This window comes from Pseudomonas sp. GM78, assembly GCF_000282475.1.
Taxonomy (GTDB): domain Bacteria; phylum Pseudomonadota; class Gammaproteobacteria; order Pseudomonadales; family Pseudomonadaceae; genus Aquipseudomonas.
This window is the reverse complement of record NZ_AKJF01000005.1, coordinates 54,132-68,744: the sequence shown is the minus strand read 5'-3', so window position 1 is coordinate 68,744 and position 14,613 is coordinate 54,132. Positions and strand designations below refer to the sequence as shown.

General features: G+C 59.0%; 16 protein-coding genes. 9 read left to right on the top strand and 7 right to left on the bottom strand.

The window, feature by feature from the left end; genetic code table 11:
* Positions 1-112: 112 nt before the first annotated feature.
* Positions 113-1,483: a DUF1329 domain-containing protein gene (locus PMI35_RS31695; protein WP_008054421.1), complete on the bottom strand. Its 1,371-nt coding sequence runs from the start codon at positions 1,481-1,483 to the stop codon at positions 113-115.
* A gap of 24 nt (positions 1,484-1,507) precedes the next feature.
* Positions 1,508-3,301: a DUF1302 domain-containing protein gene (locus PMI35_RS31700; RefSeq protein ID WP_008054420.1), complete on the bottom strand. Its 1,794-nt coding sequence runs from the start codon at positions 3,299-3,301 to the stop codon at positions 1,508-1,510.
* Positions 3,302-4,002: 701 nt separating this feature from the next.
* Between PMI35_RS31700 and PMI35_RS34505 the strand changes: the two genes are divergently transcribed.
* The 3 genes from PMI35_RS34505 (at position 4,003) to PMI35_RS31710 (ending at position 6,341) form a co-directional block, all read left to right on the top strand.
* A complete protein-coding gene (locus PMI35_RS34505; RefSeq protein WP_157295509.1) occupies positions 4,003-4,257 on the top strand; it encodes a hypothetical protein in 255 nt (84 codons plus the stop codon).
* A 240-nt stretch (positions 4,258-4,497) separates the two neighbouring features.
* Complete coding sequence (locus PMI35_RS31705; RefSeq protein ID WP_008054419.1) at positions 4,498-6,084, top strand: S-type pyocin domain-containing protein; 1,587 nt, start codon at positions 4,498-4,500, stop codon at positions 6,082-6,084.
* Complete coding sequence (locus PMI35_RS31710; RefSeq protein ID WP_008054418.1) at positions 6,081-6,341, top strand: bacteriocin immunity protein; 261 nt, start codon at positions 6,081-6,083, stop codon at positions 6,339-6,341. The genes PMI35_RS31705 and PMI35_RS31710 overlap by 4 nt, the downstream gene beginning before the upstream one ends.
* Before the next feature lie 52 nt (positions 6,342-6,393).
* Here the strand turns inward: PMI35_RS31710 and PMI35_RS31715 are convergent, their stop codons facing one another.
* From PMI35_RS31715 to PMI35_RS31730, 4 genes are all read right to left on the bottom strand, one after another.
* Complete coding sequence (locus tag PMI35_RS31715; RefSeq protein WP_008054417.1) at positions 6,394-7,305, bottom strand: SDR family oxidoreductase; 912 nt, start codon at positions 7,303-7,305, stop codon at positions 6,394-6,396.
* Positions 7,306-7,527: 222 nt separating this feature from the next.
* On the bottom strand, positions 7,528-8,430 hold the full coding sequence (locus PMI35_RS31720; protein ID WP_008054415.1) for an alpha/beta fold hydrolase: 903 nt from the start codon (positions 8,428-8,430) through the stop codon (positions 7,528-7,530).
* Positions 8,430-9,212 carry a class II aldolase/adducin family protein gene (locus tag PMI35_RS31725; RefSeq protein ID WP_008054414.1) on the bottom strand — a complete coding sequence of 261 codons (783 nt, stop codon included), beginning with the start codon at positions 9,210-9,212 and terminating at the stop codon, positions 8,430-8,432. Before PMI35_RS31725 ends, PMI35_RS31720 begins: the two co-directional genes overlap by 1 nt.
* A gap of 168 nt (positions 9,213-9,380) precedes the next feature.
* Entirely contained in the window at positions 9,381-9,836 is a 456-nt protein-coding gene (locus PMI35_RS31730; RefSeq protein WP_008054413.1) for a flavodoxin, read from the bottom strand.
* A 102-nt stretch (positions 9,837-9,938) separates the two neighbouring features.
* On the opposite strand from PMI35_RS31730, the gene PMI35_RS31735 reads away from it, so the two are divergent.
* Both PMI35_RS31735 and PMI35_RS31740 read left to right on the top strand, forming a co-directional pair.
* Positions 9,939-10,403, top strand: a complete 465-nt coding sequence (locus PMI35_RS31735) for a PAS domain-containing protein (protein WP_008054412.1) — start codon at positions 9,939-9,941, stop codon at positions 10,401-10,403.
* 66 nt (positions 10,404-10,469) lie between these two features.
* A complete protein-coding gene (locus PMI35_RS31740) occupies positions 10,470-11,075 on the top strand; it encodes a hypothetical protein (RefSeq protein ID WP_008054410.1) in 606 nt (201 codons plus the stop codon).
* An 11-nt stretch (positions 11,076-11,086) separates the two neighbouring features.
* On the opposite strand, the gene PMI35_RS31745 is transcribed toward PMI35_RS31740, so the two are convergent.
* Positions 11,087-12,046, bottom strand: a complete 960-nt coding sequence (locus PMI35_RS31745; RefSeq protein WP_008054409.1) for a MerR family transcriptional regulator — start codon at positions 12,044-12,046, stop codon at positions 11,087-11,089.
* 209 nt (positions 12,047-12,255) lie between these two features.
* On the opposite strand from PMI35_RS31745, the gene PMI35_RS31750 reads away from it, so the two are divergent.
* From PMI35_RS31750 to folX, 4 genes are read left to right on the top strand one after another with little or no spacing between them, the layout of a single operon-like run.
* The gene (locus tag PMI35_RS31750) at positions 12,256-12,825 is read left to right on the top strand and encodes an antibiotic biosynthesis monooxygenase (RefSeq protein WP_008054408.1); all 570 of its coding nucleotides are present in this window, start codon (positions 12,256-12,258) and stop codon (positions 12,823-12,825) included.
* A 53-nt stretch (positions 12,826-12,878) separates the two neighbouring features.
* Positions 12,879-13,589 carry a dihydromonapterin reductase gene (gene folM, locus PMI35_RS31755; RefSeq protein WP_008054407.1) on the top strand — a complete coding sequence of 237 codons (711 nt, stop codon included), beginning with the start codon at positions 12,879-12,881 and terminating at the stop codon, positions 13,587-13,589.
* Between the two features lie 19 nt (positions 13,590-13,608).
* Entirely contained in the window at positions 13,609-14,184 is a 576-nt protein-coding gene (gene folE / locus PMI35_RS31760) for a GTP cyclohydrolase I FolE (RefSeq protein WP_008054406.1), read from the top strand.
* Positions 14,185-14,186: 2 nt separating this feature from the next.
* A complete protein-coding gene (gene folX, locus PMI35_RS31765; RefSeq protein ID WP_008054404.1) occupies positions 14,187-14,558 on the top strand; it encodes a dihydroneopterin triphosphate 2'-epimerase in 372 nt (123 codons plus the stop codon).
* Positions 14,559-14,613 lie beyond the last annotated feature (55 nt).

The window sequence follows — 14,613 nt, the reverse complement described above, 5'->3', positions numbered from 1 at the left end:
GCCACCCTAGTCCTCTGTTGAGCGCTTGTTGAAGAAGTATTCAACACACTGATCAAGCCCTATAAAAAAGGTGACCACGAGGTCACCTTTTTGTGTATCCGCTGTAGGAAATCTACCTCACACCTGTGCTCCGTAGCGCCGCCGGTGTGTAGTCCCCTGCTTTGGCGGCGATGTTGAATTCGAAGCTGCGCTTCTCCTCATTCTTCATCCCCAAGGCGATGTAGCGACCGGCGATCAGGTCATACAGCGCTTCGACCGTGTAGGCCGGGACCTGATGGTCGTAGTAGAACTGCGCGTGTCCTTCCGCCACTCGCCAAAGCTGGCCACGCCCGTCGTAGTGATCGGCCAGGGCCACCTGCCAGGTGTCTTCATCGATGTACATGTGACGCTTGGCATACACATGCCGCTCATTGGGCTTGACCGTGGCGACGACTTCCCAGACCCGATGCAGCTCATAACGGGTCAGGTCCTGATTGATGTGCCCGGCCTTGATCACATCCGTGTACTTGAGATCGGGCGAGTCCAGTTTGTAGCTGTTGTAGGGGATGTACATTTCTTTTTTGCCGATCAGTTTCCAGTCATAGCGATCCGGCGCTCCGGAAAACATGTCGAAGTTGTCCGTGGTCCGCAACCCGTCAGAGGAGGTGCCGACGCCGTCATAGGCCACTTGTGGCGCCCGTCGAACCCGGCGCTGACCTGCGTTGTAGATCCAGGCCTTGCGGGGTTCCTGGACCTGGTCGAGAGTTTCGTGCACCAGCAGCACGTTGCCCGCCAGACGGGCTGGTGCGGTCACTTCCTGCTTGAAATAGTTGAGCACGTTTTCATCGCTGCCTGCCTTGAGGTCACCCAGCAGCGACGGCACCGCCACTTCGTCCTTGAAGCGGATCACCGTGAAATCGCCATTGGACTGGGGCGTTGCCTGGGTAATGGTGCGACGCAGGTTGCCGCCGTGGTAACGGGTGATGTGGTTCCAGATCACCTCGACCCCGTTCTTCGGAATCGGAAAGGCGTAGTAACGATTGCCGGTGAAATTGGCCAGGCCGTTGCCCTCATTGGTCGGTGTCACGTTCAGCGCGCTGCGCTTGGCCGCTTCATAAATCTCTGGTGGCAGCGCCGCTGTGCGATGGCTTGGATAGACCGGGATCCTGTAGGTCTCGGGGTAGCGTTTGAACATCGCGATCTGGCCATCGGACAGTTTGTCCTTGTACTGGTCGACCGTCGCCGCGGTGATGATGAACAAGGGTTTTTCATTGGCGAACGGATCGGCCAGGAAGCCCTTGCTGTCCACGGCACCCGCATTTTTTGCAATGCCGCCGGTCCACGGCGGAATCGACCCAGCGGCGTTACCGGCCTTCTCGGCGCCCAGCGGTGTGAGGCTGGTACCGAGCTTGTTCGCTTCCTCCGCCGATACCGCCGCCATCACGTTGACGGCCAGCAGACTCAAGGCCAGGGCGCTGCCCAATTGCAGAATCATCTTGCGCATCGAATTCATCCTCTTTCAGCCAGGTCAGAAGTTCACGCCAAAGCTCAACGCCACGAAATCGCGGTCTTCGAGCACGTTGTAGTCACCCCCGAAGAAATCGGTGTAACTGAGGCTTGCGGTATAGGTGTTGCGGTAGTCGGCATCGACGCCGAGGCTGACGGCCTTGGCACCTTCATTGAACAGCCCGTTGGGGCCGTAGCCGGCGACGTCGTGGGACCACGACAGGTTGGGCCGGAAATTGATCCCGGCGATGACGTTGTTGTAATCGAGGATGGCGCGGGCGCGATAACCCCAGGAGGTCGAGGTCACGAAACCATCGGTATCACCACCGAAACCGTATTGCCCGTACACCGAGTCCCGGCCGTAGCGCAACTGGCTGCGCGACTCCAGGCCACCGACGTGAACCACCGCGGCTTCACCCACCAGGGTCAGGCGATCCGCGCCAGCTATCTGATCGACGAAGTGCGTCAGGGTGCTCTGGACCTGGGTCACTTCCTTGCGGCGGTAGCCTGTGTTGTCGGCACCCGGCGAAGTCGCTATCGGCGATGCCGCGCCACCGGCGATCGGGTTGAGCATCGCCAGGGTCAGGTCGTTGGTGTTGACCTGCACAGGCAGGTTGGGGCGATAGCTGACCTCGCCGGTCCACGCCGTGCCGGTGGGCAAGGTGGTGGAGAAACTGGCGCCATACAGGCGAATGTCTTCCGGGTATTCAAGGTAATACTGGCCGCGACCGAGCATCACGCTTTGCGCCAGTGCCGAACCCGTGCCGGGGGCGATGGCATTGGCGGTGGCGACGATGCGCGGAAGGCTCGCCAGCGTCGCAAGACCGGCCGTTGTCGTACCGACATTGGGCGTGCGGCTGTGATAGTTCATGAAGTACAGACCGTACTCGGTGTCGTCCCCCAACCAGCGCAACGCCGTGCCCCACTGCCCCGAATCGCGGGCATCGCGGTCGCCGCCACGGGGAACCACCACGCCTTCGCTAGTGACCTCGAAACCCTGGCCGAAGGCGGCGGCAATCGGCTGCAATGGCGCAATGGCCGGGCTCGCCACGGTGTAGCCCTTGTTACAACCATCGGCCACCACGTCGACACCGAAGAAGGTGCCGCAGTTATCGACGACGGTCTGGTCCCACTCCAGTTGATAGAAGCCTTCGACCGTTAATTTGTCGGTCAGCCCCTGGGAGGCGAACAGCATGTTGACCGGAATCAGGCCCTCCTTGATCTCGGCACCGGGACGGCGAAAGGCGGACACGTCGACCGGGTTGATGCTGTTGATCGAGTTGCTGATGAAGGTACTTTCGCCCCAACTGACCACCTGCTTGCCGGCGCGCACCGTGCCCGGCAGGTCGGCGATGGAATAGTTGTGATAGACGAAGGCGTCGAGGATTTGCCCACCGGACGACTTGGAACCCTCTTTGCGATTGTGATCGCTGATCGGCTTGAAAGGCCGGTCTTCGTCCTTCAATTCGAAGTCGTACCAGTACTTGCCACGGACGAACACACCGGTGTCGCCGTACTTCAACTCGAGGTCGTGAATGCCCTTGAAAATCTTCGAGAAGGTTTCACCCTTGCCGAAGTTCTGGCGCCCGTCGTCACCGGTCGACGCCTGCCCGCTGCCGCCGTTGACGATGCCGACCAGGGCATCATCGGCATCTCGCATGCCCCAGCTCGCACCGACCGACAGCGAAGAGTCGAACGTGCCCTCGATTTCCCCAATGTTGAATGAAAGCGCCTGCGCCTGGGCACAGCACCCCAAGGCCACCGAAACGGCCAACGCCTGCGGTGTGAAGATGGCGCGCATTGTTGTTTTTGTCATGCGTCTTCCCCGGTGAGTGACAGAAGGCCACACCCTACTGCCGCACGCCGGGAGCGATAAGCGCACCAAGGAGGTATTCGTGGTGTCGCTCCAAAGGATGAATACCTGCATGGAGCGGGGAGATTGCACGGGGCATAGACACACTGGATGTAGCGGCATCAATTGGAAACATGGTCTACGCTGCTGCCAGGCAGGACTGTTACGCCAGTGGTAACGGTGCATCTCCCCGATCGCTATTTTTCCTTTGCCGGCAAAGACTTATTCTTGCCATGCGCTTTGGGGAAAACAGCCGCACAGCGCGACGCAACGAAAGGCCTTGCGCCTTCGCCGTTCGCTACAGATTTCAGATGATTTGAACGCATCGAGTCATCACCACGTGTACATCGACGTTGATTTGTAGCTCCTGGATCCAACGTCTTTTTTGGCCGCTGCGTTTGCAGCGGCCTTTTTTATGGGCGAAGGGTTTGTGGTGGCAGTCAATTTAAACTCAGTGTTTAACATGGATCCTACAAGACACTTCCTGCAACTGCATAAGAAATATCTTTTAAGGCGCGCGAACTTCCTGCCTTCGCATCTAATACCGCGAAACTCCTTTCAACATTATATGTAACAGCTCACAACCACCTCAGACCCGTCCCAAACATTCCTGACGTAGCATTATTCGGCAGCATCGATTAATCACGCACAAGGAAGATTAACCAATGTCAGAGAAACAAGGACCACCGTTGCCCCTGCCGCCAATTGACATCCGAGCAGATGAAGATGGCAGAATTATAGAAGCAACAACTTATATAGAAGCACGACCAATGCCAGGGAAAAATCCTCAAAGTGGTGGTTTTCGCATTCCACCAACACGAGCTGGAGGAATGGGCTCTGGGATTACAAATACAGAAGGACTAAGGCGCGAAACCCGAGACAATATTAAAGCTACGGAAAACGCCGTTAAAGCTGCCTAGACGGTTAATTCCGCAAATTCAGGAGTAGCAATCGAGGCTGACCTGGCGAACCTGAGAGCCCAGTTCCCGGCCGCAGTATCGACAACCGCACAGGCATACCAGCACGAACTGAACATCAGAAACATTTTAACCCAGCAGAAGACGACTGAACTGCACACGCAGACGTCACTCGCCGATTCCTTTTACGGGCGCAGCCCTCTCAATTCAACCATTGGTGATTACCTTGCCAGAGCTCAAGCTTTGGATGGGGCAGTAACGCCCTATGGTCCTGCCTATTCAAAATGGGTTGCGTCTTTTAAAGCTGGCTACTCCGCAAAGCTGCTGACAGAGCACATTCAACTTTTGAATAGTCAGCAGGCACACGTACAGAATCTACTTGCCGGTGCGCAATCTGAAGAACGACGGGTTGCCGCGGAACAGGAAGCACAACGTGTCGCGGCTGAACAGGCACGCATCAGGGCAGAAGCTGAGGCACTCGCCCATGCGCAAGAGCAGGCCCGATTAGCGGCACTGGCAGAAGCCGAGCGAGTAGCCGCCGAGCAAGCGCGGATTGCCGCTGAAGCTGCCGCACGCTACATCGCTGCCGAACAGGCTCGCCTGGAAGCCGAGGCCGAGGTTCAACGGCAAGCCGAGCAGTTGCGCCTTGAGATGCAACGGCAAGCGGAGGAACAAGCGCTCCGTGACGCGATGGAAACACTGAACGCCGGCAAAGGCATTCGCCCGTTTCCCGTATCGGGCGCGGCGGCTGCAAATGGTCCGGTGTTCGCTGTAGGTGCTGGCACGCTGGCCATTGAAACAGCAACCGCGCTTGCGATCAGGACCGCCCTGCGGTCAGCTGCAGCCACCGCAATCACCGCATTGGCAGCCGCTGTCGGAGCAGCCTCAGGCGTGGTTATCGTTGTTGGCGTTGCTGCACTGGTTTACTACGCGCTACGGGACAACAAAGAACCCTACGGCTTGAGCGTCCCACTCTCGGATCTCACGACGTATGACGACAATCAACTGCGTGCCGTTGCCCAAGCCAACGGAGACATCGAACTGCCGGTCGCCGTCGGAACCCGGACTGTGGATAACACCACAGAGTTTTCCGTCGCAGCCACAAATGTCACCTCGGTGTCGCGCAAAGTACCGGTGCGTCTCGCGACCTACGATCCGGGTCTGAATGTTTACAGGACCGAGAGCTCGACCGCCCAGTCCCCCGGCATGACATGGACGCCAATTGTCAGCCCGGGCGATGCATCAACAGCTCTTCCTGCGGCACAACCGGACGTCGCGCCCTACACCGGAGCTACCGCAACCGCCCTCGAAGGAAGGATCGACGAAAACCCGGAGCTGGATCTCTATAGCTTCGGTGGCTTCGTCTATGTATTTCCGATTGACTCGGGTATTCCGCCTCAGTTTGTGATGTTCAGGGATCGGCGGAACGAGCCTGGTGTATCTAACGGTTCAGGACAGTTAGTATCTGGAAATTGGATGGGAACTGCCTCAATGCCCGAAGGTGCGCCGATTCCCGCGCAGATTGCAGATAAGCTCCGAGGACGGAGATTTTCGACATTTAACAATTTCCGCAGCGAATTTTGGAAAGCTGTGAGTAACGATGAGCTATTGAACGGCCAGTTTACAAAACTGAGGCAAATGGACATGAAACAAGGTCTCGCCCCAGCCGCCTCTCCTCAAGATCAAGTGGGTAAGAGAATCAAGTACGAAATCCACCATATCATCCCAATCGCGGAAGGCGGCGAAGTCTACGACATGGACAACCTTCAAATAATGACACCCAAATCGCACATCCAAACTCACACAAAGGCAAAAGGAGTGAAAGAATGACTCTCAAGAGCAAACTGGAAGAATACACAGAAGCCGAATACATGGCTCTGGTCGAACGTTTGTTCGAAGGTAATTACGCTTCTGAAGAAGAACACGATGCAATTGTTGAGAACATTGTTATCACCTCAGAGCATCCCGATGGCACAGGAATTTTGTATGACCCTAGAGAGGGCATTGAGGACAGCCCGAAAGGTGTGATAGATGCAATAAAGCAGTGGCGACTAGATAACGGAAAAACCGGATTCAAAGCCGGATAACACACGTAAAAAAGGGAGCAAGCACTCACACTTGCCACCCTTTTTCAATTTCTTACAACGAATACTTCTGCAAATTCCCCATCATCTCCTTCAGCGCCTCAATGTTGTCCTTCGGATGCGCCGCCCCCTCGAAATCACAAATCTGCTGCCAATGCGCCGCCACATCTTCCGGCGAGAAACCCACCCGCGGATCGAACCCGGCGCCGAGGCTGCGTTCCCAGCGCACTTTGCCCATCCAGCCGCCGCCGACTTCGAACAGCCCGGAGGTTTCCTGGCAGTTTTCGCTGGCCAGGTACACCACCAACGGGCTGACCAGTTCCGGTTTGAGTTGTTCGAACACTTGCGGCGGGATCAGGCCTTCGGTCATGCGGGTGCCGCCGGTGGGGGCGATGGCGTTGACCAGGATGTTGTTCTTGCGGCCTTCGATGGCCAGGGTGCGGGTCAGGCCGTAGAGGCCGAGCTTGGCCATGCCGTAGTTGGACTGGCCGAAGTTGCCGTAGATGCCTGAGGTGGACGCGGTGAAGATCACCCGGCCGTAGTTTTGCTCGCGCAGGTGCGGCCAGGCGGCGCGGGTGACTTTGTAGGCGCCTTCGACGTGGACGCGGTAAACCAGGTCCCAGTCGGCGTCTTCCATCTTGTGGAAGGTCTTGTCGCGCAGGATGCCGGCGTTGTTGACCACCACGTCGACGCGGCCGAAGGCGTCGAGGGCGTGCTGGACGATCTTGTCGCCGTCGGTGACCGAGTCGTGGTTGGCCACGGCGGTGCCGCCCGCGTCGCGAATTTCGTTGACCACGCGGTCTGCCGCCGAGGCATTGGCGCCTTCGCCCTGGGTCGAGCCGCCGAGGTCGTTGACCAGTACCTTGGCACCCTGTTTGGCGAACAGCAGTGCGTGCGCCCGTCCCAGGCCGCCACCCGCACCGGTGATGATCACGACTTTATCTTCGAAACGCACAGACTCATTCATGGGGAACTCCAGCAGGCCAGGGACATTGGCTTGGAGTTTCAGGCACGGCGCTACGGGCCACAATGAACAGGGGGAAGGCTGAATGGTGTGCGATAAGGTAGGGGGATGATGAGCACAAACGTCGTAGAAGCCAGCGGTGCGGCAAGCCGGGCTCCTACAGGGGCGAGAATGCCCGCAAGAGCGGCGCAATGTTCAAGGACGCCTTCGCCGGCAAGCCGGTTCCTACGAACAAGCCACCTTGAGTGGCGGTGAGGCCGTCCGATCGCGGAAGGCCAGGTAGTGCTTGAGCACCTGGCACGGCGCTTCGATCTGCGGGTAATGACCGATGTCGCTGAGCAAGACCACGTCCGGGTTGGGTATCAGCTCACGGTAGCGCGCGACCATGTGGGCACCGGAAACCGGGTCGACCTCACCATCGATCACCCGCAGCGGCACTTCGCCGCGCTGCATCGCGCCAACCCAACGCTCGCGATGGGTTCGCCGCTCGGGGATGTAGGCAATCAATTTATGCATGACCCGTGGCCCGTGATTGCTTTCGACCAAGCTCCAGAAATCATCCATCTGGCTTTCACTGGGACGGGTCTGCGGGCCGAAGATCTGGCGGAAACTCTTCACCAGCCCATCGCGACTGAAAGCGCGACCAATCATCCAGCCCAGCGGGCTGAGCAGGAGTTTTTGCATCAGCACCGCGCGATGGGTTTCGGGGAACAGCCCGCCATTGAGGAACACGCAACTGGCGAGGTGGATGCGCGCTTCGTAATGCCGGGCCAGCAGTTCCTGGGCCACGCTGTCGCCGTAATCATGGGCCAGCAGGTGCAATGGCTGCTCGACCTTCAGGTGCGCCAACAACTCCAGTTGCAGATCGGCCTGCTCCAGCAGGCTGTATTCGTGATCCACCGGTTTGGCCGAGTCGCCGAAACCGAGCATGTCACAGGCAATCACCCGATAGCGCTGGGCCAACGGTTGCCAAAGGTAATGCCAGTCCCAACTTGCGCTCGGGAAGCCATGGATGAGCAACAACGGCTCACCCTGCCCCGCCGTCCAGTAACGGATGGCTTGGCCACGAAACATGAAAGTCTGGCTGCGCTTGCGCCACACACTCAGGGGAATCTCGGCGAGCTGCATTAGAGTTTATACCCCGGGTCCAGTTTATCGAGCTTGCGCAGCAGCGCTGGCCAGGCCAGCGCTCCGCCCATTCCTTGAGCACTTTTGGTGACACCGGCGATCATCGCCTTGGCACCCGCCAGAATCTGCGCTTCGATGGCAATCAGTTCGGCCCCACCGTTTTGCGCCATGACTTGAATGTCGCAGGCGCGTTGAAAGATAAACATCATCAGGAAGGTGTCGGCGATGCTGCCACCGCAGGTCAGCAGACCGTGGTTGTGCAGCATCAGGAAATTGCTGGCGCCGAGGTCGGCTTGCAGTCGCGCCTTTTCCTCATGGTTGACCGCAACACCTTCGTAGGCGTGATACGCCAGGCTCGACAGGACAAAGAGCGACTGCTGGCTGATCGGTAAAATGCCTTGTCGCTGCGCCGACACCGCCACGCCCGAAGCCGTATGGGTGTGCAGCACGCACTCTACATCGTGGCGAACCTCGTGCACCGCACTATGGATGGTGTACCCCGCCGGGTTGATCTCGTAGGGGCTGTCCATCAGCTTGTTACCGGCCTGATCGACCTTGACCAGGCTCGACGCGGTAATTTCGTGGAACATCAGGCCGTAGGGGTTGATCAGAAAGTCTTCGGTGCCCGGCACCTTGGCGGAGATGTGGGTGAATATCAGATCATCCCAGCCATGCTGGGCGACCAGGCGGTAGCAGGCAGCCAGGTCGACGCGGGTCTGCCACTCGGCAGCGCTGACCTGATCTTTGACACTGGAGGAGGACTGGACGGGGGCTACGCTCACGGCAAGGAACCTCGGTTTTTATTATGGAGTGTTTCCAATGACTACCGAGTCTAGTCACCCTCCGGGGTTCGCGTAGTTGCATTGGCAGCCAGCTTGATGGCCGAGCGAGTCAGTGACTCAAAGAGTCGGGGTCCATGGCCTGGCTGCCGGTTGCACCAGCGTTGTCGATCAGCCTCGCAGCGCGTCGACCAGTTCCGCCAGCCAGGGCTCGGCATCCGTTTCCGGGGTCACGCTTTCACTGGCATCCAGGCGCAGCATCGGCAGGACTTCGCGAACACCCAGCTCACCGAACAGCTCCCGCATCAGCTCGCCACCGCCGCAAAAGGTATCGCCATAGCTCGCGTCGCCCAGGCCGATCACGGCCCCCGGCAAGCCTCGCCAGGCGGCGGGCAACAGGTCGCGAATCGTCGAGTACAGGGGTTGCAGGTTGTCCGGTAGCTCGCCCATGCCGGTGGTGGAGGTGACCGCCAGCAAGGCCTCGGGACCGAAGGCCTGAAGATCGGCAAGGCTTGCCCGGGGGTTGTGGAAGGTTTCGAAACCGGCGGTTTTCAAAATACTGGCGGCGTGGCGGGCAACTTCTTCAGCCGTGCCGTACACCGAGCCGGAAATGATGGCGACTTTCATCAATCTGATCCTGAAGCTGAATAAAAGACCGGGATATTAACAGCACGGTCTGCATTGTTCTTTTAGAATCCCACAGACAACCAACAAGGAAGGGTTTCACCGATGATCAACGCGAAACTGCTGCAGCTGGCGATCAATGCCTCCAACGACGGTATCGTGATTGCCGAAAAGGAAGGCGATCAAGACAAGATCCTGATCTACGTCAACCCGGCCTTCGAACGCCTGACCGGTTACACCAGTGAAGAAATCCTCTACCAGGACTGCCGCTTCCTGCAGTCAGGCGACCGCGACCAGGAAGCGCTGTCGAAGATTCGTGACGCGCTGAACAGTGAAGGCGCCTGCCGGGAAATCCTGCGTAATTATCGCAAGGATGGCACGCCGTTCTGGAACGAACTGTCGCTTTCAACGGTGAAAAATCCGAATGACGGCCAGGTTTATTTTATCGGCGTGCAGAAAGACGTGACCATACAGGTCAAGGCACAGCAGCGGGTGGTGCAGCTGGAAGCGCAACTGGCAGAAGTCCAGGCTGAACTTGCTGCGCTCAAAGCGACGAACGGCCAAAACTAAACAGCGAATCAATTGTCATTAACTACAATCACCAGTGCCTCTGTAACTAAATCTTTCGAGCCCACCATGCAACGCGACGCGCTCCTGACCCAGGATGAGCTGGATTTTATCCAGACCATGCAACACAACCCGCAGCTGAATGTGCGGGATGCGACGTCGAGCCTGCTGGTCAACGGTGGGTCGCAGATCCGTGACCTGCTCACGCGCCTGGCCGCGCATGAGCAAGTCACCCTTCAAGCCAATTTCGAAAACCAGCAAATGACCTTCCCCCTGCACCTGGTGGAAGACGAGTTTCATGCCATGCACCTGCGCCTGGGTGTGCCCAGCATCTATGAAGGCGGGCCATCAGTGCGGCCATGGCGGTTGGTGCTCGACGAGCCGGTGGCGCTGGAAAACGCCAAGGGCCAACCCGGCACCCTGTGGGTGCACGAGGTTTCGTTCAAAGGGGTTTTGCTGGAGATTCGCAATAAGACCAAGGCACCCAAGCACTTCGCCCTGTGGTTCAGCCCCTCAGGCTATGAACGAATCGCCCTGCGCGGGACCCTCGAAAAGGAAACCGAAAAGGGTTTCTATGCCTACCATCTGAGCCAGAACGACCTGGACGAAACCGAGCGCCTGCGTCAGTTCATCCTGCAACAGCATCGTTTGACCCATCCCACCCTGCACCTCTGAACCCCTGAACATCAGGTATCCAGGCTGCCGGCCAGAAACTGGTTCAGGCGCTGGCGCATCACCGTGCCCTCGTTGCCCAGGCAACCGATCGAGGACCCGGCGAGGCTTTCCTGCGCCAGGTCACAAGCCTCACCGGCCAGCAACAAGGGGCAATCCAGGCTCATTGCCAAGCGATTCAGGCGTCGGGGCAAGTCAGGGGTGGGGACGTGATTGGAAAACAGCACCAGCGCCCGGGGCTTGATCCGCTCGCAGACCAGGGTCAGTTCGTCGAACGGTTGCCCGGTGGTCAGCACCCGCACCCCCATTTGATCATTGGCCAGGAACAGCGCGGCGATCAGTAACTCGAGTTCGCGACACTGGCCTGCCAAGGCGCTGACGATGACTCGCCTGGGGTGTCGGTCACGGATCAGCAGCAAGCGCTGCACCACCCGCGAGCGCAGGAACCCATCGAGGAACAACCATTCGCTGGCCCGGCCAAACGTATCCTGGCGCTGCAGCAATTGCCTCCACAGCGGAAGCAGGATGTCCTGGAAAACCACCGGTTGGGAGTAACTGGAAAAAATCTGTCCGTAGACCTGCTCCAGTCGGGCGTCGTCAAACGCACTGACCGCGGCCGCAAGCTGTTGCTGCCACTGTGCGTAATCCGCCTGCACCAGATCGCTGGGGATGATGTGCGCCAGTGCCTGTAACGGCGCCGCCTTGGCCAGGATCCTGGCGATCTTGCTGACCGCTACACCGCGCTCGATCCAGTTGAGGATGCTGCGGACCCGCTCGATGTCGGTCAACGAATACAGGCGATGCCCGCTTTCGGTGCGGGTGGGCACGATCAGGCCATAACGTCGCTCCCACGCGCGAAGCGTGACCGGGTTCACACCGGTCAGGCGCGCCACTTCGCGTATCGGAAAAAGCTCTACCCGTTCCAGGGAGAGCGCTGGCGACACATCCGGGGCAACGTCGGTCAAGACAGGCATTTAGAGGCCTACGTCCATGTATTAATCAGGTCCCATTCTACCTCCGCTGCACCTCAATCATTCAAGAAATAGATTGTTACCGGGGGCACCGACGTCGCAGGTAGAATCGGGAATACTATTTGCTTGTTCCAAGATGCAGCCCACCACCCCGGCGCTGCACCTGGCGAAACTCCTACCCGGAGCGACGCATTTGTTTACGGAGATACATGATGTCTACCTCCCCCGTCACGCTGATGGTTGCGCGTCGCGTCGCCGATGGACGCTATCAGGACTTGATGGCCTGGCTGCGCGAAGGCGAACAACTGGCCACCGACTTCCCCGGTTACCTGGGCTCCGGCGTGCTCGCTCCGCCGCCCGGCGATAACGAATTCCAGATTATTTTCCGCTTCGCCGACGAGCCGACGCTGCACGCCTGGGAGCACTCCGCCTCGCGCACCGCCTGGCTGGCCCGTGGCAGCGATTTGTTCGCCCACCCGACGGAGCATCGGGTCAGCGGCATCGAAGGCTGGTTCGGCGCAGCGGGACAACGCCCGCCACGCTGGAAACAGGCCGTTGCGATCTGGCTGGCGTTCTTTCCGGTGTCACTGCTGTTCAATTTTATGCTTGGGCCGTTGCTGGGCGAGATGACGCTATTGCCTCGGGTGCTGATCAGCACTCTGTGCCTGACACCGTTGATGGTCTACTTCTTCATTCCGCTGTCGACCCGTCTGTTGGCCAACTGGCTGAACAGCGCGCCCACACGGCCATTGCCCGCGCAACCGACTACCCAAAACCTGTAGGCTCACGGCTCGTCGCTGGTATAGTTTTGCTCTTACCGCGACGCGAGCCGTTCATGACCTCTTCTGCAGCCCCCATTCTGATCACCGGTGCCGGCCAGCGTGTCGGCCTGCATTGCGCGCAGCGATTGCTCGAAGACGGCCATCGCGTGATTTTCAGTTACCGCAGCGAACGTCCCGGCGTGCAAACCCTGCGCGACCTGGGGGCCATCGGGCTGTTCGCGGACTTCTCCAGCGAAGCCGGGATCCTCACCTTCATCAGTGAACTGAAAACACACACCGACAGCCTGCGGGCGATTATCCATAACGCCTCCGAATGGCTGGCCGAGACCCCAGGCACCGATGCCACGGCATTCACCCGCATGTTCAGCGTGCACATGCTGGCACCCTACCTGATCAACCTGCATTGCGCCGACCTGCTCGAACTCTCGAGCCCCGCCGACATCGTGCACATCGGCGATGACGTGACCCGCAAGGGCAGCAGCAAGCACATCGGCTACTGTGCCAGCAAAGCCGGGCTCGACAGCCTGACCCTGTCCTTCGCCGCCCGATACGCGCCCGGCATCAAGGTCAACGGAATCGCGCCCGCCCTGCTACTGTTCAATGCCGACGACGATGCCGCCTATCGCGCCAAGGTACTGGCCAAATCCGCGCTGGGCATCGAACCCGGCAGCGAAGTGATCTACCAGAGCCTGCGTTATTTGCTTGATAACCCTTATGTCACCGGCACGACCCTGACCGTCAACGGCGGAAGGCACATCAAATAAGTGTCCCTGAGGATCTTCCATGACGCTTTCCCTACCCCAGAACCGCCTGTCACAGAGCTATCGCGAGATCCTCATCGGTCTCGGTGAAAACCCCGACCGCGAAGGCCTGCGCGACACGCCGCTGCGCGCGGCCAAGGCCATGCAGTACCTGTGTCACGGTTACGAGCAGAGTGTCGAGCAAATCATCAACGGCGCGTTGTTCGCGTCCGACAACGATGAAATGGTGATCGTCGACAACATCGAACTCTATTCCCTCTGCGAACATCACCTGCTGCCCTTCATCGGCAAGGCGCATGTGGCTTATATTCCAACGGGCAAGGTGCTGGGCCTGTCGAAGATTGCGCGGCTGGTGGATATGTTCGCCCGTCGCCTGCAGATCCAGGAAAACCTCACCCGGCAAATCGCCGACGCCGTGCAACAGGTAACCGGCGCGGCTGGCGTTGCCGTGGTCATAGAGGCGCAGCACATGTGCATGATGATGCGCGGCGTCGAGAAACAGAATTCGACCATGAACACCTCGGTGATGCTCGGCGCCTTCCGCGAGTCGAGCAACACCCGCCAGGAGTTCCTGCAATTGATTGGACGGAGCAAGTAGCAATGCCACAACTTCAACCAGGCATGGCGCGCATCCGGGTCAAGGACCTGTGCCTGCGCACCTACATTGGCATCAACGAAGACGAGATACTCAACAAGCAGGATGTGTTGATCAACCTGACCATCCTCTATGCCGCCCAGGAAGCGGTGCGCGACAACGATATCGATCACGCGCTGAACTACCGCACCATCACCAAGGCGATCATCGCCCACGTGGAAGGCAACCGCTTCGCCCTGCTCGAACGCCTGACCCAGGAGCTGCTGGACCTGGTCATGGCCAACGAGTCGGTGCTGTACGCCGAAGTCGAAGTCGACAAGCCCCACGCCCTGCGATTCGCCGAGTCGGTGTCGATTACACTCGCGGCAAGCCGCTAAGCTTCAAGCTTCAAGCTTCAAGCGGTAAGCTACAAGCCACCGCAATCCATCTTGC